Annotated in this window: 17 protein-coding genes; 6 read left to right on the top strand and 11 right to left on the bottom strand. The window is 30.8% G+C overall.

Annotated features, from left to right (window positions below; genetic code table 11):
- Positions 1 to 55: 55 nt before the first annotated feature.
- From OZP15_RS12110 to OZP15_RS12160, 11 genes are all read right to left on the bottom strand, one after another.
- Positions 56 to 1,006, bottom strand: coding sequence for a hypothetical protein (locus tag OZP15_RS12110; protein ID WP_281336231.1), 951 nt, complete (start codon positions 1,004 to 1,006; stop codon positions 56 to 58).
- 548 nt (positions 1,007 to 1,554) lie between these two features.
- Positions 1,555 to 2,691, bottom strand: a complete 1,137-nt coding sequence (locus OZP15_RS12115) for a type II secretion system F family protein (protein WP_269225698.1) — start codon at positions 2,689 to 2,691, stop codon at positions 1,555 to 1,557.
- Positions 2,681 to 3,154, bottom strand: a complete 474-nt coding sequence (locus OZP15_RS12120) for a PulJ/GspJ family protein (RefSeq protein ID WP_269225699.1) — start codon at positions 3,152 to 3,154, stop codon at positions 2,681 to 2,683. The genes OZP15_RS12115 and OZP15_RS12120 overlap by 11 nt, the downstream gene beginning before the upstream one ends.
- The gene (locus OZP15_RS12125; RefSeq protein WP_281336232.1) at positions 3,141 to 3,479 is read right to left on the bottom strand and encodes a hypothetical protein; all 339 of its coding nucleotides are present in this window, start codon (positions 3,477 to 3,479) and stop codon (positions 3,141 to 3,143) included. Before OZP15_RS12125 ends, OZP15_RS12120 begins: the two co-directional genes overlap by 14 nt.
- Positions 3,467 to 4,750, bottom strand: a complete 1,284-nt coding sequence (locus tag OZP15_RS12130) for a hypothetical protein (protein ID WP_281336233.1) — start codon at positions 4,748 to 4,750, stop codon at positions 3,467 to 3,469. The genes OZP15_RS12125 and OZP15_RS12130 overlap by 13 nt, the downstream gene beginning before the upstream one ends.
- The gene (locus OZP15_RS12135; protein WP_269225703.1) at positions 4,747 to 5,226 is read right to left on the bottom strand and encodes a hypothetical protein; all 480 of its coding nucleotides are present in this window, start codon (positions 5,224 to 5,226) and stop codon (positions 4,747 to 4,749) included. The genes OZP15_RS12130 and OZP15_RS12135 overlap by 4 nt, the downstream gene beginning before the upstream one ends.
- 6 nt (positions 5,227 to 5,232) lie before the next feature.
- Entirely contained in the window at positions 5,233 to 6,168 is a 936-nt protein-coding gene (locus OZP15_RS12140; RefSeq protein WP_281336234.1) for a hypothetical protein, read from the bottom strand.
- 38 nt (positions 6,169 to 6,206) lie between these two features.
- Complete coding sequence (locus OZP15_RS12145) at positions 6,207 to 6,944, bottom strand: hypothetical protein (RefSeq protein ID WP_269225705.1); 738 nt, start codon at positions 6,942 to 6,944, stop codon at positions 6,207 to 6,209.
- Between the two features lie 371 nt (positions 6,945 to 7,315).
- Positions 7,316 to 7,927 carry a hypothetical protein gene (locus OZP15_RS12150; RefSeq protein ID WP_269225706.1) on the bottom strand — a complete coding sequence of 204 codons (612 nt, stop codon included), beginning with the start codon at positions 7,925 to 7,927 and terminating at the stop codon, positions 7,316 to 7,318.
- Positions 7,908 to 12,203, bottom strand: coding sequence for a DUF6443 domain-containing protein (locus OZP15_RS12155; RefSeq protein ID WP_281336235.1), 4,296 nt, complete (start codon positions 12,201 to 12,203; stop codon positions 7,908 to 7,910). Before OZP15_RS12155 ends, OZP15_RS12150 begins: the two co-directional genes overlap by 20 nt.
- A gap of 11 nt (positions 12,204 to 12,214) precedes the next feature.
- Positions 12,215 to 15,685 (bottom strand): RHS repeat domain-containing protein, encoded by a 3,471-nt coding sequence (locus tag OZP15_RS12160; RefSeq protein WP_281336236.1) that lies wholly within the window; start codon positions 15,683 to 15,685, stop codon positions 12,215 to 12,217.
- 505 nt (positions 15,686 to 16,190) lie between these two features.
- Between OZP15_RS12160 and OZP15_RS12165 the strand changes: the two genes are divergently transcribed.
- From OZP15_RS12165 to OZP15_RS12190, 6 genes are read left to right on the top strand one after another with little or no spacing between them, the layout of a single operon-like run.
- Positions 16,191 to 16,601, top strand: a complete 411-nt coding sequence (locus OZP15_RS12165) for a type IV pilin protein (RefSeq protein ID WP_281336237.1) — start codon at positions 16,191 to 16,193, stop codon at positions 16,599 to 16,601.
- Positions 16,601 to 17,083: a general secretion pathway protein gene (locus tag OZP15_RS12170; protein ID WP_281336238.1), complete on the top strand. Its 483-nt coding sequence runs from the start codon at positions 16,601 to 16,603 to the stop codon at positions 17,081 to 17,083. Before OZP15_RS12165 ends, OZP15_RS12170 begins: the two co-directional genes overlap by 1 nt.
- A gap of 2 nt (positions 17,084 to 17,085) precedes the next feature.
- On the top strand, positions 17,086 to 18,489 hold the full coding sequence (locus tag OZP15_RS12175) for a GspE/PulE family protein (RefSeq protein WP_281336239.1): 1,404 nt from the start codon (positions 17,086 to 17,088) through the stop codon (positions 18,487 to 18,489).
- A 35-nt stretch (positions 18,490 to 18,524) separates the two neighbouring features.
- Positions 18,525 to 20,759 carry a type II secretion system protein GspD gene (locus tag OZP15_RS12180; RefSeq protein WP_281336240.1) on the top strand — a complete coding sequence of 745 codons (2,235 nt, stop codon included), beginning with the start codon at positions 18,525 to 18,527 and terminating at the stop codon, positions 20,757 to 20,759.
- Positions 20,759 to 21,955, top strand: a complete 1,197-nt coding sequence (locus OZP15_RS12185) for a general secretion pathway protein (RefSeq protein ID WP_281336241.1) — start codon at positions 20,759 to 20,761, stop codon at positions 21,953 to 21,955. Before OZP15_RS12180 ends, OZP15_RS12185 begins: the two co-directional genes overlap by 1 nt.
- A 1-nt stretch (position 21,956) precedes the next feature.
- Positions 21,957 to 22,481, top strand: a complete 525-nt coding sequence (locus tag OZP15_RS12190) for a general secretion pathway protein (protein WP_281336242.1) — start codon at positions 21,957 to 21,959, stop codon at positions 22,479 to 22,481.
- Positions 22,482 to 22,501 lie beyond the last annotated feature (20 nt).

The raw sequence follows: 22,501 nt of genomic DNA on the forward strand, positions 1-22,501 counted from the left end.
TTTAGTAATAAGGAAAACTTAACTTCAAAGAACAGATTAGTAAATTAACCTGTTACTATTTTAGTAACAAGGTTTCTAATCGTTTTATTCTAGCTTCTTGTTCAATTGTGTAAAGAGTGAGTTCCTCTATTTTTTGAAGAAGCTTTGCATTCATTTCTCCTAATAAAAACCCGTTTTGAGCAACTTCTTCTGCAGATGGAATATCTTTTAAGTGCCCCTTTTCTTTAATATGTTTTTCTACCTCTCGTAAGGAGGGCAAGGTATAATCCTCTTTAAAAACATAATCTGGCCAGCCAACCAAATCAACCCGTACTTCTTTAGTGTGAATGGTACCATTAACAGCTAATTTATCAGTAGAATTACTAACAATACCAATACCTACATTGCCTTGAATATTTGTATTGCCTTGTATATTAAATTTACCGCCATTGCCCAAACCAAGAACGTCTGTTGCATCAAATGAAATATTGCCATTAGGAGATATTAACATTCTATTTAATGCATTACCTCCGCCAGGACCCCATCCGCCTGTGATACTAAATGAATTATTTTCTAATACATTTACATTAATCGAATTTTCAGCTACATGAATTGATGACCACGAATCCACATCTCCCTGTAGGAAAATATTATTACTTCTTATGATTAAATCATTGTTTTCACTATTTATATAGCCTCCTCCTAATGCAAATCCATAACCAGTAGGTACAGAAATATCTCCACCAACCTGCAAAGAATAGCCACTAGGCGTTAAACCATTAACTGTTAGACCATTATTAAATATTTTACTACCTGAAAAAGTCTGATTTCCTGTTGTCATTACTCCTCTAGCTGTTGCGCTAGCATTAGGAATATTTAATGTAATTACAGGATTTGTAGTACTTTGGGCTACTGTAGCATTTATATCTGTACCAGAGTTACCTGTAACTAGATTAACGCTAGTAACTTGACCAAAAGACATTGTTGTAACTAATACTAAAGCGAGTAATTGAATTGTTTTTTTCATTTTTAATTAAAAAGTTAAGTTTATGATTTTTTTGAACACATTATTTTTTGTAAACAATCAATATGATTGTATTTTTATTATGTTGCTTCATTTATGTATTGATTTAAATGAATTGTTCTAGAAAAAACAAGAATGTACTTATTTAAAAGATCACACCTGTTTTAATTATCTACTTTACAAATGCATTACGCTTATAATGATTACTTAATAGTCGTAAATTTGATAAAAATATATGAATTTTCATGTGAAAAATTTATTTATTGATTTATTGATTTATTTATTGATTTATTGATTTATTTATTGATTTATTGATTTATTTATTGATTTATTGATTTATTTATTGAACTACCGATATAGAATTATGTAATAAAAAACTTGACAATATTAATTGTTATTTTCAACAAATCCTACAAAAATTACAAAAAAATTACAAAAATTATATAAATAATTGTATGTTGAAAATAAATATTGGAAAATCACACAATGACTTGGGACAAGATTTCAAAACGAACAAATCACATCTAGTAAGAAAAAGAAATTACTCGAAATTATCCAATCGCACTACTCAATTGGAACATGGGCAAATACATAGCAACAAGTAGAACAGCCACAAGAACACCTACAAACAGAATAATAAGAGGTTCTAAAACTGTAGTCATCACTTTAGACTGCTGCACTACTTCTTGGTTGTATTGTTCACTTAATTGTTGGAAGACATATTCGGTTTGGTTGGTTTCTTCGGCTACTTTGACCAAAGAAATGATTCTATTATCGAACAAAGCGTTCTCTTTTAGACTTACACTCAAACTATTTCCTTTAAGAATACTATTTTCTACTTTTTCCAGCGCATCTTGTAAGGGTACAAAACGAATCATCTTTTTCACCATTTGAATACTGTTTAATAATGGTACTTTGGCGGTGGTTAATAAAGCAACTGCTTGGGTAAATTGCGCCAAATAGACTTTGGTAATAAAAGCTCCCAGAATAGGAATCTTCAAAATAAAATAATGAAGTCCTGTTCGGTATTTAATATTGTCTTTGAATAGACGACCCGCGAACAACATACCTACTAACAGCAACAATCCATAAACACCATACGATTTAGTCCAAGCAGATAATTTAACAATGGCTTTGGTTAATACTGGAAGTTCTACATTGTTTTGTCTGAAAATATCCTGAAACATAGGCACAACATAACTCAACATAAATACTACTACCACAACGGCAGTAGTCAATACAATGGAAGGATAAGTCAAGGCAGCAATAATGATTCTTTTTTGTTCGTTTTTACGCTCATAAAAAACACCTAATTCCTGGCATACTTGAGCCGTTGTACCCGTTTCTTCTCCTATTTGCAAAGAATAGAATTCGTATTCCGTAAAAGATTTAGATGCCAATAGTGCTTCAGAAAAAGGCTTTCCATTTATCACATCATTCAGAATAGATTGTATTAATTCTTTATCAGCATTTTTCTTTAACGAATCTACAATTAAGGTTAATCCTTCTTTAAAAGTAATTCCAGCTTTGAGTAAAACCGATAATTCCTGATAAAAAGCTTGCTTCTTTTTATTATTAAATCTTTCGCCAAAAAGTACAATTTCCATTTTTAGCAATTCTTCTAAACTGGATGGTTTGTTATGAGAAACACTACTTTTATTGGGGATATTTTCTAGTTTAAAAGCCATCTTGATTCATAAAAAGGGTTAAGTCATTTTTCTTGGAAACAAAAATTTCGTAATCAGGAAGTTCAGCTTTGCCTGAAATAGACAGCGCATCAACAAAACCGTTATGAATCTCTTTTCCTTGAAAAAATAATGTATTAGGTACTAATCGTAATTTTATAGTATCCGAATTTCTTAAAACATAGTTTTCCTGAAAAGAATAAATTACCGTATCAATTTCAGATTCCATAAACAAACTATTAGTTTGTTGATGGAACTCAATATGGCTCATTTCATTGAAATCCTGCCACAATCTTTGTTCAAAAAGTGACAAACTACTTGTTTTTTCAAAATTGGTCTGGATTATTTTAATTTGTTGCTGTACCAATCGCAAAACACTAAAAGCCATTCCCACGACAATCGCAGTAAGGATCATAACAATCAACAGCTCTGGAAGTGTGAATGATTTTATTTTATGGTTTGTCATAGGGGCGATGTCTTATTATTTCCTTATCGTTTTGGTTTTGAGTTGCCAAAATAATAAGTTCTTTTTTTGAGGCTTTTTCTTCTAGTTGAATTTCAATATCCCAATTTTTATAACTTTCCTGATAAGGTAATTCAATCAGATCATTTTGTAATTCATATTCCAATACATTCAATCGGGTTTCAATCGGATGCCTATTTTTAGAAAAAGTATTCAATACCAGATTATTAAATACCAAACTGGCAATCATAAAGATGATAACGATAAGTAAGGAAGCAATTATCACTTCTACCAAGGTTGCCGATTTGATTTTTTTTAGTACAGCCATTTAAGTACTGTTTTAGGATTATTTTCCATTACGATTCCGCCGTAAATAGTGGGAATGTTTTCATTTTCAATCACACCGTTATAAATGTGATTGACAAATATAGAACCCGATTGATTGGCTATAAATTGTCTGGCAGCAACTGTTCCGGAAACTGTTCCTCTCAATTCAAAATTGCCCATACAATACACTTGTCCTTTAATGTGAGAATCTGTTTCCAATACGATTTGAGTTTGAAAATCGGTTGGCTGTTTGGTTTGAAAATAGCACACACTCCCTTTTACAGTTGTTCCTGAATCAATAAAAATTTGATTATCAAAGGGTTTATTAGACTGAATGTATGGATTGTTTCTGTTGTCCTGATAAAGAACCAAAGCAGAAGGATAGTTTAGTTGACATCCTTTACCTATTGTGATTTTCTGGGAAGCAATAGCCTGAAAATTTCCTGTGGTACCATCTTCAATTTCAATAATGGGAGCAATTAAAATCAAATCTTTCAAAAGAGCTGTTTTTTTTATCCTAATTAAAGTGTCTGATTTGATAATAATATTTCCAATAATTTCCTGATTTTCTAATACAATTGGGTTTTTAGAATAGCTTCCTTTTGTTTTTTCTTTGAACGAAACAATAATTTTTTGACTATTTCCCAACGAAATGTAATCCTCCTGATTTAGTATTTTATAGTCTTTCAGATAAAAAGTAATCATGTCAAGGACACTCTTTTTTAGATTAGGAAGTACTGGAGTACTTTTTTTTTGAATGCCATAAATGGATTGTGAACCATAATAACTATTCCCGTTAATATAACCTGTTTTTACACCTTGTGATGGTAGGTAAGCATTTCCCCTAATTGCAGTATTACCCACTACTGTAAGTGGGTTTTGTGTTTCTTGCAAAAACAAAGTTGGAGATTCTTCGGCGTCAATTAACGAACCTATCAGTGCTGTTTTTACAAATATTTTTTTTCTAAAAAGGGTTTTGGCATGTGCTTTTTCAAAAATTCCCCACTGTGACAAATGCGTTTGAAGTGTTTGATTTTCTTTTTCTTCAAAATCAAGTTTTAGGGTATCTGAACTGATATTTTCTTGCTGCAACAAATAAGCTATTCCAGTATCCGAAAGTTGAATATTTTCTATAGCACCTTTGGATTGCTCTTTCATGTAAATAAAGGTATAGGCGTACAATATCATACCGCTTAAAAGCAAAGCAATGAGTACCCCTATAAAAACGGTAAATTGCAAAGCTCCAGATTTGAGTTTTAAAAGTAGGTTCACTCTGCCAACATAATAAGGTTCAGATTTCCTTTATACTTTACATATACAGACTCATTGTCTCCATCTTTCAAAAACACTTCATTTTCAGTATCTCCTTTTTTCATATAAAAATTATGACCGTCAATGACCATTATAAAAAGCTTGTTTTTTTGTTTGGCATCAGAAATAGTGCCTTTATATTTTATGCTTGGCCAAACAAGTTCTTCTTGTGGCTTGATTTGCTTTTTGATTCCAACACTCTTTTTTAGTTTAGTTGTTGGAGGGGCATATATTTTTCCCAAGAATGGATCTCTATAGTTAACATTGATTGAAAAGGAAGTGCGCTCTTTTAATTTAAAAGGTTTTACATTAAATTCCGTTACCGTATTTTCTAAAGAGTCATCTGAAGCTGAAAAAGAAAAAAATTGATAAATCAGCATACCCCAAATAAACAAAACAATGGGAAGTAAAATGTAGATGCTCTTTTTATTTTTCATGGAGGTTTAATTTACTGTAAAACTAAAAACAGAACTTTTAGTACCGCTATTTCCTGCTTCGTCAAAAGATTTGGTGTACCAATAATAAGTACCCGAATCAAGAGTTGTTGAGAAAGGAGTAACAGCTTCTTTTTTAAGTTTCGAGACCGTCAAAGCAGCATCGGTATAAATAAAAATACTGTCTTTCTCTACACTCCCAGTAATGGAAGTTCTGCTCCATTGAAAACTGACATTGGTATTAGCAGTAGTACTGGTATTGGCAGGACTTGATAAAACAGGAATATTAGGAACTGTAGTATCAACTAAAGCTGATCTGGAAGTATATAAAGTTTGTTGCGTTCCATTAGTAGCTCTTACTTTCCAAAAAAAGTTACCTTCTGTAAAAGTATAATTCAAATTGGTAGTAGTAACAGTCTCATCCTTTACAATCGTATTGTTTCCGTCATAAATTTGAACTTGATAGCCCGTTGCTCCAATAATAGCTCCCCACGAAAGATTTTGTACTGTTTTTTTGGTAATTAAATTATTTGCTGGAGTATTCAAAACCACAATATTATTTTGAAAATCGGCATTGCTCACAACTGAAACTAATCTACTGGAGTAATCGGTACTATAGCCGCTATTAATAGCTCTTACTCTCCACTCATAATTTCCTACAGGAAGTTGTTGCGTAAAACTGTTTTCTTTGATTTTAGTATCTACAATAATTTGCAGCGGATTAGCAAAATTAGGTGTTGCGATTTGCAATTGGTATTCTGTGGCATCGGCTACTGTTTCCCAAAAGAATGTAACTCCTGTAGAATAAAATTGGGCATTATTCATAGGGGCAACTAAAACCACTTCACGGTTTGAAATATCCTTCTCCATTAGAATTTCTTCACAAGAAATGAAAGTTAAAAAAAGAAGTCCGATAAAAAATTTATGTATCAAGGATGAATTCATTTAGTATATTTTTTTTGAAATTAGGCTAAAAAAAAGGATTACATATCAAATAAACTTTTCTCCTTTGACTTTGCATTGTTCTTTATTTTTGATTTTGTATTTCCTTTGCATTTATTGCTTCCTTCTGCCATATCAGCTATATACCATTGTCCACGATCTGTTTCTCCCCAGCAAAAAGAACTTAATCGATAAGCTACAACATTTAATGAATTCAAAAATAAAGTATCTGTTTTTTTTCCTAATTTATAAAGGGAAATGGCATATTTACTATCTTGATAATTGGTCAAATAAAAAGTATCCGCTTGCTTGATTTTATTGATTTCTTCTGGCGAAAAGGAGAATACTAAATTAGTTACCACTTCTGATTTTTGGGTGTTACTGATGAATTTGAAAATGTCCTTGTTGTAATCAGCATTCAATTCATTGACAAATTGTACTACATCTAATAATTTTATAGTAGCCAATTCAGGTTTTTTAGGCAAACTGTCCACATAAGCTACTTTCAATTGGTCTTGATTGTACTTGGCTTTGGCAGCATAAATTTTATGCATTTTTTTGTTGAAAGGTACAATCTCAATAGCTACCCGAATGTTATTCTCTAATTTAGGTAATGCTTTTACTTCAAATTCATTATTGGTTTTATACCCCATTTTAGATTGACCAATACTACCTAATTCTGGAGCAGTATCGGATACTTTATAAATGTTATTTTTAATTTGAGTGGATTGGCAGGCTGACACAACAACTACCAGTAATAGAATAAAGCTATTTTTCATTTATACGTAATTTGTAGTAAAAGTAATTTTGTTTCTGATAGTAAACAATGTAAAAATACACTTTTTAGCAAATAAATAGTAGGAATTTTAAATTGATTTAGATTACCAACGAATTGAGAGTAAAAACTATTAACAAATAACTCAAAACCAACAAAATAGATGTAAAAGCTGTAAATGACACTAAAAAACAAAACCTAATATTAGATTTATTCCAATATTAAGTTTTTGTTTTCATTCTTAAATTTAGGATTGCGCTTTACTTTGAATTTGACGTAACAAGACTCATTTCCAATTACAATACCATATGGAACTATTTTTATAAAAGAATCTTGTTAGTACCACAGATCACCGTTGTATTTATATTTGTAAACCTATTCATTTATTTTACTTGCTGAAATTTTAATTTTCAGTGGCACATATGTATTGTTTATCAAAATTTCTTTTTTAAATGTGTTGTTATTACAAAATCTCGAAATAAGTGTAAAATCTTTGTCAAAAATTAGATTTTCATGACTACCATCATAAGCTATTTCTTCGTAGTAAATTTCATATGCATTTTTATATTTGCCTTCATTTTTTAAACCTTTATAGCATATTTTGACTTTATCAAATTTTTGAAAAACATTATAGCAAGAGTCTACCTTTATTGTTGAAAAATATAGTTTCTTATTTATCTTATTGTTAATTTTCAATAAGAGGTATATTTTAGTACCCTTAATTAAATATTTATTGTTGAGACTATCTTTAATTTTACCTTCTAATGAAATAGTAACACACTTTTCTCGCATGGTGTCATTTTCAAAATGATATATTCTATAGTTATAGCTTAACAATTGATTATCTTGGGAAAGAATTCTGTAAAATTTCTTTTTAATGTTTATTTTACTATTAGTTTCATATTTCTTACATGAGTTTGCTAATATTAAAATTAGTATTGGAATTAGATATGTAAAACATTTTTTACTATTTTTTTGGAGTATCATTTTTTCCTTCTTTATATGATTTTTCAATATCTTTATTTACAATTTTTTGTACCTGGTTAGGATTAAGCACTGTTTTTAATTGTGTTATATAATTAAAATATTTTTTTGCCCTCCCTTTTATATCATCTTTTAACGCAAGATGGTCTTTATAGCCCCGTTTATTATTATCTCTTTGTTTTTGCTCTAAAAAAAATGCTGCACTCCAACCCTTTATATCAAATGTGCTTGCAAGTTCATGCATATATTGTTCAAAATGTAAAAAGGTTTCATGACCTATTGTTTCAGCCATATTGACACGACTTTTATCTGACATGTTTTTATTAATTCTCATATTAAAATCAATATAATTTTTGAAGACATCTGTATCTGACCTTGCCTGATAATTGGTAAATTCACCGCCATTAACTTCTAAAAAATTAAATCTATGTTCAGAATATTTCCCATCTTTTTCGAAAGTTTTCAAATCCCCAATTTTATCTCCAGCGTTGGCAAAATTTGCTAAAAAAGCGTAGCCATCTTTTGTTTTTCCAAAATCCAAAATTCCTTGTTGAATACTTTTATCGAGTTTATTAAAAGGCACTTGTTCCCAATCACCTGTTTCAGCATTCATTTGCCAAAACATAATATCTTCTCCTGTAGGATCAATAAAAAACACAGGATTGTTTGCAAATGACACATACGGAGAGATAGAGTAATAATTTTCACTATGAGGATCTATATTCATCCACCTACCTAAAGCGGGGTCGTAATTCCTAGCCCCATAATCGTACATGTTAAGCTCCAACTCTTTTTGAAATTCTTTTCCGTTGAACATATACTTTCTTGCAGGATTAGTTGAAGTAACCACATTGTTACTGTCTTTATGTTTCAGACCAAATGGATAATAATTGTTTTCTTCAATAATTTGCAATGCTCCTTTCGTCATACTCACTTCATCTACATAGAAATAAGTTTCTGATGATGTGTTTGTATCGTCTTTATCTATACGCAATACTAAACGAGTGCCACTTGCAACGGTGTAGTCATAACTATTACTTCCTGTTGCAGCATCATGGGATAACATACCCCAAAGCAAGAAGTTTCCATTAGCGTCACGTTCCTCAAAATAAATTCTAATTTTTGAAAGTGTATTACCTTTATCTAATTTTACGTTTATTTTCAAATTTTCTCCTGGTGCAGTTGTAAAACCTGTCAAATAATTGACAACACCTTCCCAACTACTATTAACATTTACTTTTAACTTACCATTTTCTAATGAAGAACCTACAGATCCGTTCTCTCCCCAATTGTCAAAACTATTGGAGAACTGACTATTCAAAATGCTTTGATAATTATCATTAGGATTTTTATAACTCAACCTCACATTGCCCAAATGGTCTTTGTATTGGTAAATATAGTTAAAACCTTGGGATAAATCACTCTCATTTTTTGGTTCTATATATCCTTCAGGTTGATTGAAGAATTTTAGATTATTACCTTCATACACATAGTTTCCTGCATAATATGTATGTGGTTCTATAATACCAATGTCATTTACCGTTTTTTTGAGTTTTGTACCCATTGCATCATACACATACACAATACTACCAAAATTATAATCATTATCACTAATATAAACTGCTTTAGGCAAATTTAAATGATTATAGGTAATAGATGTAATTCCTTTGTTTGCATCAAATATCATATTACCATTAGCATCATAAGAATAATCGTCCCCAGGTCCAGGCATTGTATTTCTACTACCATCTTTGAATCCTTCTTTTCCATAGGTAGAAAGTCCATAAGCATCCTTAACTTCCCTTAATTTATTTCCTATATCATAAGTGTAAGTTAAATAATCAATATCTGAAAACGAATTTGAATTGGTTAAACTTTGCATATTACGTCTCAACATCTCTATGTTTCCATTACGATCATAACCGAAAATCATTTCATCAAATTTATTATTCACAACATTATTTTCAGCATAATGGGCAGTCTTAAATCTATTCAATGCATCATAAGAATAATTATAATTTTTTAAACTGCTGTTATTTGTACTGGCAGTTTTCCAAAAAGTCTGACTAATGTTTCCGTTGTATAAAGCTACTCCAGTGGAGGGATTATTGTAATTAATCTGAAAACCGAATAAATCTCCCGAGCCCATGGTTATGGCATTATTACTCGTGTCATTATCATTAATTCCTTTCAGCCAGCCACGAATATTATAGGTATAATTAACTGTTTGCAAATGATTTTGATTTGTCTTTCCTCCCACATTTTTCTGAATAAGTTGTCCGAGCTCATCATAAACATTTTCTGTAATTACTTCGGGTGTTACTCCATTTATTGCTTGAGTTTGTTTTAACAGTCTTCCCGCATTATCATAAGTAAAACTATCAACTGTAGTTATGACAGTACCGTTGTTTCTTTGATGTGTGGATGTAGTTTCCAAAACTTTGCCTACAAAGTCGAATTGGCTTTTTACTGTGCTGGTCGTTGCCAGATAATCGTTTTTACTGTAGGTATAAATCGGTCTGCTTTTACTATCATAATAACTTACATTGGTTGTCCAATTTGTTGTGTCTAGAATCCGTATTTTACTTCCTGTAGCCAAACCTTTGGCATTAGTGATTGATGGAACTGTTGAAGTGCCTCCATTCAAATCAAAATTATAATCATCATAATAGTTAATAGTAAACAGGTTGATATTTGTATTATTGATGTTTGGAAATGCATTGTTGCTGTAATATACAATAGTACCATTGATGGTATTGATTCCTTGTTTGGTTTCAAATAAATTAGTACTTGCGTCTGCCAAAGCTTGCACTCCTACTCGTGTTGTTTGCCCTGCTGTGGTATTTACATATTCTCCAGTATAAACAGGTCTGCTGAAGGCATCATATTTAGTAAACAACCATTTATTGGTAGTTTTTAAATTGACATCTTGAGTCAAAATAGGTCGGTCGAGTTTGTCATATACAATATATTCCCATCCTTTCCCTGGTAATTTCTTTTCTATAAGCCTGTTTCTGCTATCATATTTATATTGATAAACTAAATTTTCCATCTCTTTTTGGCTAATCGGAGGTGGATTGAAATTTTGTAAATTAACAACTAAATTACCGTAAAAATAATCAGAAACAGTGTCTGCAAGTCCTGATGAATTAAAGTAGAGATTACCCGACTGAATGTAGGCACTACCTGCTAGGTTTCCATTTTCAAAATACATATTACCTAAATTTACATCAGGAAGGGATGGACTAATAAAATCCAAATTCATCACAAGCCCACTATTCAGTTGGATTATTGGATCTTCAGCATAGATAAAAATATATAGATTACCTGCTGGAGTAAAGTTAAAACTGATGTCATTATAATCAACATAAGTAAATAAATCTTGAACATCCTCAAAAATATAGCTTTTACCAATCCAATTTTGTTGGAGTATATTTCTATAGGTTGATGCTTTTGGAGGCAATACATAAGTCAAATTACCATAATCATCATATACATAGTAAGTATCGTGCCATTTGCCCGCATCATAAGTACGTTTTAATATAACTTGTCCTTGTTTGTCTTTAAATTCTTCGGTGGTATTATTGTTAGGATGAGTTTGATTAACAACCCAGTTCTCATCTTTTGTAATAGTTTTGTACAATTGAGACGGATCATAAACACCATTATCTTGTAGCTGTGGAGCTTCTGTATTGCCACTAACAAAAGAAACTCCAAAACGCCTTACTAAATCTGCACTAGTGTTAGTTTCATATTCTAGTTTTATTTCGTGACCATTACCAAGCTTCCAATCTTTTCCTGGTGCTCCTTGTTTTAACACCCTATTCAGCGGAGAAGCTTCAAATCCTTTTTGAGAATAAGGATTAATCTGAATACTAGGATTAGCAATACTTGTACTCATACCTGGAAAATCAGGATCATATTTGACATCATCATAGTAGGTAAGCACATCTGTCAATGCACTAGGCTTATAATTGAGTGATGCAGGAGCAGTTGGTACATAGGGCAAATACTCTTTGTCCTGACGTCCAAATCCATCGTATTCTATGGGTGTTACAATATCTTTTCCACTTCCAGATTGCTGGTGTGCTATTTGCTGAATCGGACGACCCAATCCATCAAAATAAGTGATAGTTTGTGTGGCTTGTTCTGCACTTGGGGTAGTAATACTTGTCGCGGTGGCTACTTTGTATGTGGTGTTTTTAACGTAGTTCTCCGTTTGGGTTTGTCCAACAACCATTATAGGCAAGAAAACAAATAGGGATAGTATTTTTTTCATATTTCGCTTGATTAGTTTTTATAATGGTATTCGTTTTCAGATAGGATGTTCCCGTCTTTGTCTTTTACGTTTTGTAAACGATTAAAAGAATCATAATTGTAGTAAATAATATTACCTTTGGAGTCAGTCATACTCGTAACTCCTATTAAGGGATTGTACGTATAAGTGGACACTTGCCATTTATCTTTGTAAGTGGCATCATTACGCAAACTATTTAAAGCAGTTCTTAAATTCTTTTCATTACAAGATTGACTATCCAAACAGTTATCAGTATCTAAATTAGATTTGGTTTGTAAATCTGACACATAAGAGGATACTTCTGTGTAAGTAGCATTTTCAATCATGGCTATAGGGTACTCATCTTTATAACCCCATATATAAACGATATGTGTACCGTCGAATTTGGATACTTCTTGCACATTGCCGTTTGGATAATAACTGTGATATTGGATACGATTTTCTGGCGAATTTGTCCCTTTAGCTGTTTTAACATTTTCTGGAAGAAAAATATTATCTGGAACATTGTCTCCATTTATATCTAAATTCCAATTTTTGTATTTTGAAACTTGAGTAGCGAGTAGATTACTATTTACTTTTGTTTGTTGTTTTATAACGGGATTTAAAATATTTTTTGAAATCATTACATCAAAATCATTAGCCGTCATACCCGTATTTGTTGGATAATCTGATGGATATTGGTTTGTTGTTATAATTTGCTTTCCTTCACTGTTAGTCGTTTGAGTTTCTGTCAAATTTTTATGTGTAGCATTTTCGTATTTATAATTAGTCGTAGTGGTTACTGGATTATTACCGTTTATATTGTATATTTTTTCGGTTACACTTTTGAGATACCTCCACTCGGAATTGACATCATAAAACCTAATTTCAATACTAGGAAGATTTATACCATAATCTAATATATCAAAGCGTTTAACACCTTTAATGGTAATACGATTAGAATTATTAGTTTCATATAAATATTCCTTTTCATTTACAATATTTCCATTTTTATTAGCATGTATTTCTTTTAACAATTGTCCATTACTTAAATTTATTCTATTAGGAATGCCTGGAATAAAATATTCTGCGGGTATTTCATTTATATTTTCATAAAAATATTGAGAACTGCCCAAAATATTATTATTTAAATCTGCATCTGAAGTGGATACTTGGTCATAACCAATATTTTTTCCCTGTGCAGAATATCCTAAAGGACGTATAGTTTCTGATGTACGTATAACATAATTTGCTAAAAAAACATTATTTGTTTCGTTAGAACCCAAACCACTATTAATACTAGAGATTACTTGTTTGTTATACCAATATTTTATAGGACTTAACATTTTCCCTGTTGAAATACTGTCAATTTCATAGGAATATTTTTTTTTCTTGATAGCATTTTCTTTATCAATATTTGTTATTGAATCTATCCTTAAACCAGCTCCATATTTTTTATTAGCAGATATTTTTTTATAATAAAATGCACTGATTGTAACATCGGTAAAAGAATCTCCTTTATTAACATGTAATGTATAAGTCCCTGGCTTTAATACTATAGATCTAGTAGTTTGAAATCTACCCCACTCATCAAACTCAAGATTAGAATTTAAGTATAGTACCTTATTGCCGTTTGAATCTTTTAAAGCTGCCTCTCCGTTAAAAGATGTTTGAGTATTATAATTATCTTTATATACTTCAAAATTCATAAAAAATAAAATGGGTTCACTAGTAGTAAAGTTTGCTTGCTTATCTTGAGGCGAAACCTCATAATCAAAGTAATCCAATACAAAAAAATCGACTGATTGAGTGTCATAAATATCTGGTGCGTAATATGTATTTGGACTATAATTGAAATTAACTGATGCCCCTGTTGGATAACTTATTTTTTCTAAAATAGCCGTTTGAACAAACGAAGGGTTAACATCTCGATTTGCACCTCCAAAATAAGCAATATCATTAGAATTTAAGTTGATATAACTAGGAGACAACATAGCTTTAGGTGTTCCAGCATTTACAAAATTATTACTATTATTAATTCCTCCACCATATTCATTACTGTCTTGATATCTATAATAATTTAAATTTATGTTTTGATTATTTTGACCATTGTAATATCCCCAATAGTCAACCGAAAATGATAATTTATCTGGGAGTGGAATGGTATTATAGGTAAAAGTATATGGGGAATGACTAGAATACGTTGCAGAATTTTTTTCTTTGAAAGATTCTACAATAGAATCTAATCTTAATCTTAAAAAATCTTCTTTATGTTCAGGATTTGATTGAATAATAGATTCATTAAAATAACTATAATTAAAATTTATCTTTTTAATAGAATTATTATTTAAATCAAATAATTCTGCGGATTTTATTTTTTGCGGATTTAATATATAAGAATAATTACCGTATCTGCGTAAATCATCCCGATCTTCAGTATTAAAATCAATATATCCATTTTTAAAAACAATCTTTTTAAGATAAACATCTTGAACTACTTGTTGGCTAAAAATTGATTCATGTTGATTTCCAGATGGAAGCATTGGAACTTGAATATCAGGTCCTCCGTTAGTGGAAATCATATCAACGTCCACTAATTGCATCAATCTCTCACTATAAGTGATATTACTTAAGGTTTTGTATGTACTATTATTAGAATATATAAACTCGATTTTATCTCCTTGAGGTGTAATCGCTTTGGTAATGTACCAAGCTGTGTCAGTCGTATCAGTAAAAGAATCATACGGCATAATATTTCTACTCTCTAATAAATAAGGATTAGATGTTATAGGTCCGTCAGTACTATAATCATAATCTGTTGTGTTTTCCGTTGCATACAAATTATGATTTCCAAAATAATATTTCCATCCATTACCATCAGTGATGATCCACTCATTATTGTCAAAAGAAAACTTCAAATTATTTTGATCAACGGAAACTGCATTTGAATAATTTTGTTGTTCAAACAATAACTGCCCTGAATATCCAAAAAAATTGTAATAGAATATATCTGGTTCTCCATCTATTCGATGAACTCGATCTGTTGAATTTAAGTAAAGATAATATTCATTATAATATTTCAAGGGATTATCCGAAGGATTATAAGGTAAGTTATTAGCAGTATAAGGAGGTACTGGTGTATTAATATATCCATTAGGTTTAAAATCATCAAATCCTCTAACTTGTCTTGTTATTACTCCTCCTGCATTTAATGCCCACCCTAAGCCCACTAAACTTGCTTCTTGCGCAACTTTTATACCAGATGCATGGTAACTTAACGTAACCGGTAATTCAATAGCACCAGATTTAATATTAAATAAAGGGATTGATATATTAGGAACACCTGTATAATTACTTACTGGCACATCTGCATATTGCCCTAAAGAAGCAGCATTAGGTGAAGGAGGTATAATGGTTGGTAAATCTTGCGAATAGCTTAATAGGCTAGAAAATAAAATCAACATTAAATTCAATTTGTTTTTCATAATAAAAAGAAGGTATTTACTAAATGTTATTATTTTAGTTGTTTAATGAAAATATTTAAGCTTGAATATCAATTTAATAAATTCATGTTAATCATTTTTTTTCTGATTAATAGCCATTAAAAGCATAAGAAAATCACTATTCTAATTTCTTACAATACTAAAAATTTTATTTTTAATTAACAAGATTAATATTTTATTTTTTTTAATTTAAATACAAAATAACTTATAAAAAACATTTGAAGTCTTACAAACAAAAGCCTAACTAGATTTTCAATGATATGAAAAGGATACTACAATACTCTTATTAAAGTATATTAGGAATTTAAATATTAACAAAACATACCACATTAAGAAAAATCTTTACTTTTATAAATAAAAAATATATATTTGCTATCCATTGATTTATTTTAGTTGTAATGAAATGAGCATGACTCAAAATTGGATGCAAAAACCAATGATGATATGCGAATTACATATGACCGATAAAAACAATAAATATCAACATATGAAAAAACAGTTGTCAAAAAAAATTTCATCTTTTAACCTTCAAGAAATGCTAATTGTATTGGCAATAATTGGAATTCTATTATTGATAGCTTTGCCTAATTTGATGCCATTAATTACTAAAGCAAAAAGTGTCGAAGCTCAAGTACAATTGAAAGCGATTTACAATGCTGAAAAACAATATTACTTCATGTATTCGAAGTACAGTTCTAATTTTTCAGAGATTGATTTTGAAGCTCCAAAAACGGTTAAAGAAAGTGGGAGTGCTAATTATTCTTATGAAATTGTACAATCTTCCAATACTGAATTCAAGATTAAAGCTACTGCTTTAACTGATTTTAATGGTAATGGTGTGTTTAACGTTTGGGAAATCGATCAGAACGGAGTTCCAAAACAAATCATCCAAGACTAATGTGGATTTTAAAATTTGTATTGATTGTTGTTTTCTTTCTTGTCTTTTTTCAGGACTACAAAGACCGCAAAGTATATTGGTTTCTATATCCAATTATAGGAGCAATGGTATTTGTTTTGCAAATACAATCGGTATCTATTTATCCCGCATTTATCAATACAAGTTTTAATTTGGTATTTATTTCACTATTACTATTTGTTAGTTATTTGTATGCTAAATATAAACTGCAACAACCTTTACTAAAAGAAGTCTTTGGACTGGGCGATTTACTGTTTTTTGTTTCTATTGCTTTTTCCTTTTCAATTGTTTCCTTTTTAATCCTTTTTGTTTTTTCACTAGTGTTTTCTTTGTTATTGCATTTTACAATTCGATACAAGCAAACGGAAAAAACAGTTCCGCTTGCGGGATATATGTCGTTGTTTTTTGCAACTGTTTATGGAATTAGTTTTTTTTGGGAATCCAACTTTTTATATGCTTATTAAAGATGATTGATTTTAATATTCCCATAACCATTCAACAACTTGTCAAGGCAGAACAAGCCTATCACTACAGGATAATTCCTGTCGATAAAGTAGGGACAAAACTCATTTTAAAAACAGATGTAGTTGATTTAGAAAATTTACAGGTAGAATTGTCTATATTACTAGGTTTTCCTACTCAACTAGAAGCAGAAACGACAGAAAATATCAATAGGTATTTAAGTACTAATTATCGAAAATCAGCCTCAAATACAATTTCTAGCATTCATTATTCAGTTGATTTTCTAGAAAAAATAGTGGTGAATGCTAAAGAAATTGGAAGCAGTGATATTCACTTTGAACCCTATGAGAAAAATGCTAGGGTACGTTTCCGTTTGGATGGAAAATTGAAAGAGCAATTCCATATTGCCACTGAAGAATATCCCGTTTTGATTAACAAAATAAAAATCAGAGCCCAACTCGATATTTCTGAAAAACGACTACCTCAAGATGGACGAATTACCATTGTTACCGATAGTGAGGATTTTGATATTCGGGTTTCTATTTTACCCACACTTCACGGAGAAAAGGTAGTTTTAAGAATTTTGAGCAAAGACACCAGTCATATTGATATTAATGCCCTTGGATTTACTGAAAAAGAATTAGTTACTTATCTCGAAAATATTAAGAAACCTAATGGGATTGTTTTGATTTCTGGACCTACAGGTTCTGGAAAGACGACAACTTTGTACGCTACCTTAAAAAAACTGAACCTTCCCAACACTAATATACTCACGGTAGAAGATCCTATAGAATATACTTTAGAAGGAATCAATCAAGTGCAACTTCGAGAAAACATAGGTTTAGATTTTGCTTCGACACTTCGAACTTTTTTAAGACAAGATCCAGATATCATTATGGTTGGGGAAATACGAGATGTAAATACAGCTAATATGGCTATTCGAGCTGCTTTGACAGGACACCTGGTTTTATCAACCATACATACAAATTCCGCTTGGGCTACGGTTTCCCGATTGATCGATATGGGAATTCCCTCTTTCTTGATAGCCAGTACACTCAATATAAGTGTCGCCCAACGCTTGGTTAGGAAACTCTGTAATCATTGTAAAGTAGAGAAATCAGTCAGTACAGAATTATTTCCTACAGGTTTTGAAATACCCGAAGAACTCCAAAATCATCATGAAGCCGTAGGCTGTGAGCATTGTTACCATACAGGATATTCTGGAAGGAAAGCCATTTACGAAATTATTCCTATTGACAATGAACTATCATCCTTAATTAAAAACAATCAATTAGCAATTGACCATTATATAGAAGAAAAAGAAATTTTCACACTGAAAAAAAATGCTTTATCGCTAATAAAAGACGGAACAACATCGATAGAAGAAGTTTTTTCTTTACTCTTGTAAAATCGTAAAATTACCGTATTCAATTTATCTCATTTATGAAAAAAATTATATTATTCATTTTTCTTTTTATTTTCCAAGCTTCTTTTTCACAAGAAAAAAAGCCTGCCCAATCTAATTACAGACCGACTAATTCTTTAGAAGAGAATAGGATGCAACAAATTAAAAATAATATTGATGCTATTAGTGTTGATGCACCTGGTCTTTCAGAAAAAATCAATATTAATATTAAAGAAGCTTCGCTTTCTAGCTTTTTATTAGCTATTTCCCAAATGCACAAGCTAAATATTAGTGTTGCTCCAAATCTGGCTCAAACAAATATTGTCAATAATTTTGCCGATGTGAATGTTGGCGATTTGTTACTTTTTTTATGTAAAGAATATAATCTTACTATAGATTTTTCAGGCAGTATCATTGCCATTAAATCATACCAAAAACCCGCAGAAAAAAAGATCGAAAAAGTATTTGAAGTTAAGTATGAAGTATCTGAAAATCTACTTTCCCTTAACCTAAAAGAAGATCTTTTATATGATGTTTTCAAAAGAATTACCGATGAGAGTGGTAAAAATTTGGTTTATGCACCTGGCTTGGAAAAACAAGTATTGACAGCCTATATCAAAAGTATGCCTTTTGATGCAGCCTTGGATAAATTAGCTTTAGCTAACAATCTTACGGTAAAAAAATCCAAAGACAGCTTTTATATATTTGATTCATTAGAAGGTAATTCTCCAAATAATGCCGATAAAAATGGTACAGCTCGTTCTGGCAAATCACAAAACAGAAAATCAAACTTTCAGTTTACAGTTATTGATGTCAATAAAAAAATATTGGATGTTGACTTTGAAAACACTCCCATAGCAAGCATCGTTTATGATATAGGACATGAATTGGATATTGATATGTTTATTTCCAGTCCATTAGAAGGTGCAGGAAATGCCACAGTAAAAGCCAAAAACATATCTTTTGATGCGCTTTTGAGTAAAATATTTGAAACTAAAACAGAAGCAAAAACGGAAAACAGATTGCCATCCAATAATGGAACACAACGCCAACTAAACAATGATTCACCAGCTGAGTCAGGAGCTAGTGGAGATAGCTACACCTTTATGAAAAGTGGAACTATATACTATTTTGGCACTAAAAATCAATTGATAGTGCGAAATGTAAAATCAATTCCCTTGATGCATCGATCCATTGAACTGTTAGGTGATTCCTCAAATGAAGGTAGAAGTTCAGGAAGATTGAATAACACGAATACTAATGTCAATAATTACGCTAACAACAATAATATTAACGGGTCAGATAGTAGAAATACCTCAAATTTCCAACAACAAAATAATTATAACAATACGAGCAACAATAGCAGTGGAAATAGTAATCCTTCAGAATCCATCCTGACTATTATTCCAGATGAAATAAAAAAAGATTTGGATATCAAAATTGATAAGGAATTGAATAGTTTTTTGGTCAATGGACCAGCCGCTAATATTGAACGTTTTGAATCTTTTATAAAATATATTGACAAAGCGGTTCCTGTAATCCTGATTGAAGTAATGCTCTTGGAAGTAAACAAAAGTGCAACAGTAGAAACAGGAATAAATGCTGGAATTGGAGACAAACCAGTAACAACTTCGGGAACAGTTTTCCCAACTGTAGATATGAATCTGGGAGCGCAAACTATTAACAATATTATTGATGGATTTAGTGGATTTGGATCATTGAACATTGGAAAAGTAGTGCCTAATTTTTATGTCAACCTCAAAGCAATGGAAACCAACGGGAATTTAAAAATACGTTCTTCCCCTAGATTATCAACCTTAAATGGACATAAAGCTTTTTTATCAATCGGAGAAACTACTTATTATGTGGTTACCAATCAAAATTTTTATGGTTCTCAAATCCCAACAACTTCTGAAATTAAAAACTACCAACCAATTGATGCCGAATTATCAGTTACCATTATGCCTCTAGTGTCTGGAGATGGTCAAATAACATTGGATATTAAAGTAATACAATCTAGTTTTAATGGTCAAAAAGTGGATAAAAATGCTCCTCCTGGGATTAATTCTAGAGAGTTTACCTCTATAATTAGAGTAAAAGATCAAGATTTGATTGTTCTTGGAGGATTAGAAGAATCTACCAAAAATGATTCGGGTACAGGAGTTCCATTATTATCGAGAATTCCTATAATCAAATGGCTTTTTAGTTCTAGAAGCCGTCAAGATTCGAAGAAAAAATTAACTGTATTAATCAAACCAACTGTTATTTACTAATGACACTCCCCTCTTTACCTTCTCTTTTGCTAGGCAAACAATACATTGGTATTGAACACTTTTCTTTAAATAATGAAGAAAAGATGGCAATATTATTAGTAGAAAAGAAAAAAGAAGAACTTATCATTACTAAAAAAGATAGACTAACACATTCCGAAACGCTTCCAGAAAAATGGGACAAAACGCTTCCTTTTTTCCTTGTTATAAATACTAGCCAAGTCATTCAGAAAGAAGTTCAAGGAATAGATGCTTCAGACGATAAGTTATTACACAAAGTATTTCCTAATACCAATTGGGAAGAATTTTATTTTGAAATATGGCGATTTAAAACTAAATCAATTGTAGCCATCAGTAGAAAAAATTATATAGAAGAAATACTATCGAATTATAACAAACAAAGAATTTCTATAGCAGGAATTAGTTTAGGAATTGGTTCTATTGCCGAAATAATTAATTACTCTGATAGAGAGGAATTGTTTACCAATTATCAAACGATTTCTAAAAGTGAAGAAAGTCCAATTATTCAAACCAATACCAAAATAGCAGATACCATTTTCAATATAAATGGTCTTGAAGTGCAAAATACTCATTTGTTACCTTTTGCTGGAATATTGAGATTATTACTAAATGGAACAGCTAATACCGGAAACCTAATAAATTATAGTCAACAACTACATGAGAAATACAATCAAAAAAGCTTTTTTTCAAAAGGAATAAAACTGATGATTGGCATATTGCTTACGATTTTACTAGTCAATTTTTTACTGTTTTCTCATTATTTCAAATTAGCTGCTGAAACTTCAGAAAATCTTTTGTTGAGTAAATATTCATTTGAAGAAGTGATAAAAACAAAACAACGTATTTTAGCTAAAGAACAAAAAGTCAATAATGTGGTCGCCATGACAGCATCACAAAGTTCATTAGTCATTAACGAAATCAGTAAAAGAATTCCATCCTCTATTTTACTAACAGAATTGGTTTATCATCCATTAGATAAAAAGATTAAAAGTGAAGAACCAATTTTAACTCAAGAAAAAACCATCACTCTTTCTGGAACAACAATTAACAATATTGCTTTTACACATTGGGTCGAATCTCTAGAGCGTTTAAAATGGATGAAGCAAGTGGTAATCACTCATTTTGGAAAAAATGATCTTAATGAAACGGAATTTTCTATTAAACTAATCTTGAAGTAAAATGAGGCTAAATAGAAAAAATAAAGGGTTGTTATTTGGCTTTGTGGTAGCACTGTATATTTGTTATTCTTTTGCGATTTCAAATACGATTAGCTATTACAAAGAATATCAATCTAAAAGTGAAATGATTTCTGAAAACAACAGTTCTCCAAAATTAGCAAGTCAGCTGCGCCAGAAAGAAAAACAACTGGATGTAATGTTGTCTCGCTATAATATTAAAGCTTCAGAATCTTTTCAAAATGACTTATTAAAACAACTTACTGCTTATGGCGATTCCTATCATTTAAAAATCATTGATTTTAAAGAACCACATTCTATTACCGAAAAAGGTTTTACAACCACAAGCTATATTTTTTCATTAGAAGGTTCTTTCAACGGCTGTTTGGCATCACTGAACAAAATAGAAAACAATCCTACTTTAGGGAGTATTAAGCACTTGAATTTTACTACAAAAAAAAACTACAAAACAGATGCAAATCAATTATTTGTAGAGGTCATTCTTCAGAAAAATAAGGGAATTAAGTAAATTAACTATTGTTCTAATTT

The organism is Flavobacterium eburneipallidum (assembly GCF_027111355.2).
In the GTDB taxonomy this organism is placed as follows: Bacteria; Bacteroidota; Bacteroidia; order Flavobacteriales; family Flavobacteriaceae; genus Flavobacterium; species Flavobacterium eburneipallidum.

Excerpts from the sequence above, each read along its gene's own strand:
- OZP15_RS12110 (WP_281336231.1), bottom strand. The coding sequence starts at position 1,006 with ATGAAAAAAACAATTCAATTACTCGCTTTAGTATTAGTTACAACAATG.
- OZP15_RS12115 (WP_269225698.1), bottom strand. The coding sequence starts at position 2,691 with ATGGCTTTTAAACTAGAAAATATCCCCAATAAAAGTAGTGTTTCTCAT.
- OZP15_RS12120 (WP_269225699.1), bottom strand. The coding sequence starts at position 3,154 with ATGACAAACCATAAAATAAAATCATTCACACTTCCAGAGCTGTTGATT.
- OZP15_RS12125 (WP_281336232.1), bottom strand. The coding sequence starts at position 3,479 with ATGGCTGTACTAAAAAAAATCAAATCGGCAACCTTGGTAGAAGTGATA.
- OZP15_RS12135 (WP_269225703.1), bottom strand. The coding sequence starts at position 5,226 with ATGAAAAATAAAAAGAGCATCTACATTTTACTTCCCATTGTTTTGTTT.
- OZP15_RS12140 (WP_281336234.1), bottom strand. The coding sequence starts at position 6,168 with ATGAATTCATCCTTGATACATAAATTTTTTATCGGACTTCTTTTTTTA.
- OZP15_RS12145 (WP_269225705.1), bottom strand. The coding sequence starts at position 6,944 with ATGAAAAATAGCTTTATTCTATTACTGGTAGTTGTTGTGTCAGCCTGC.
- OZP15_RS12150 (WP_269225706.1), bottom strand. The coding sequence starts at position 7,927 with ATGATACTCCAAAAAAATAGTAAAAAATGTTTTACATATCTAATTCCA.
- OZP15_RS12155 (WP_281336235.1), bottom strand. The coding sequence starts at position 12,203 with ATGAAAAAAATACTATCCCTATTTGTTTTCTTGCCTATAATGGTTGTT.
- OZP15_RS12160 (WP_281336236.1), bottom strand. The coding sequence starts at position 15,685 with ATGAAAAACAAATTGAATTTAATGTTGATTTTATTTTCTAGCCTATTA.
- OZP15_RS12165 (WP_281336237.1), top strand. The coding sequence starts at position 16,191 with ATGAAAAAACAGTTGTCAAAAAAAATTTCATCTTTTAACCTTCAAGAA.
- OZP15_RS12170 (WP_281336238.1), top strand. The coding sequence starts at position 16,601 with ATGTGGATTTTAAAATTTGTATTGATTGTTGTTTTCTTTCTTGTCTTT.
- OZP15_RS12175 (WP_281336239.1), top strand. The coding sequence starts at position 17,086 with ATGATTGATTTTAATATTCCCATAACCATTCAACAACTTGTCAAGGCA.
- OZP15_RS12180 (WP_281336240.1), top strand. The coding sequence starts at position 18,525 with ATGAAAAAAATTATATTATTCATTTTTCTTTTTATTTTCCAAGCTTCT.
- OZP15_RS12185 (WP_281336241.1), top strand. The coding sequence starts at position 20,759 with ATGACACTCCCCTCTTTACCTTCTCTTTTGCTAGGCAAACAATACATT.
- OZP15_RS12190 (WP_281336242.1), top strand. The coding sequence starts at position 21,957 with ATGAGGCTAAATAGAAAAAATAAAGGGTTGTTATTTGGCTTTGTGGTA.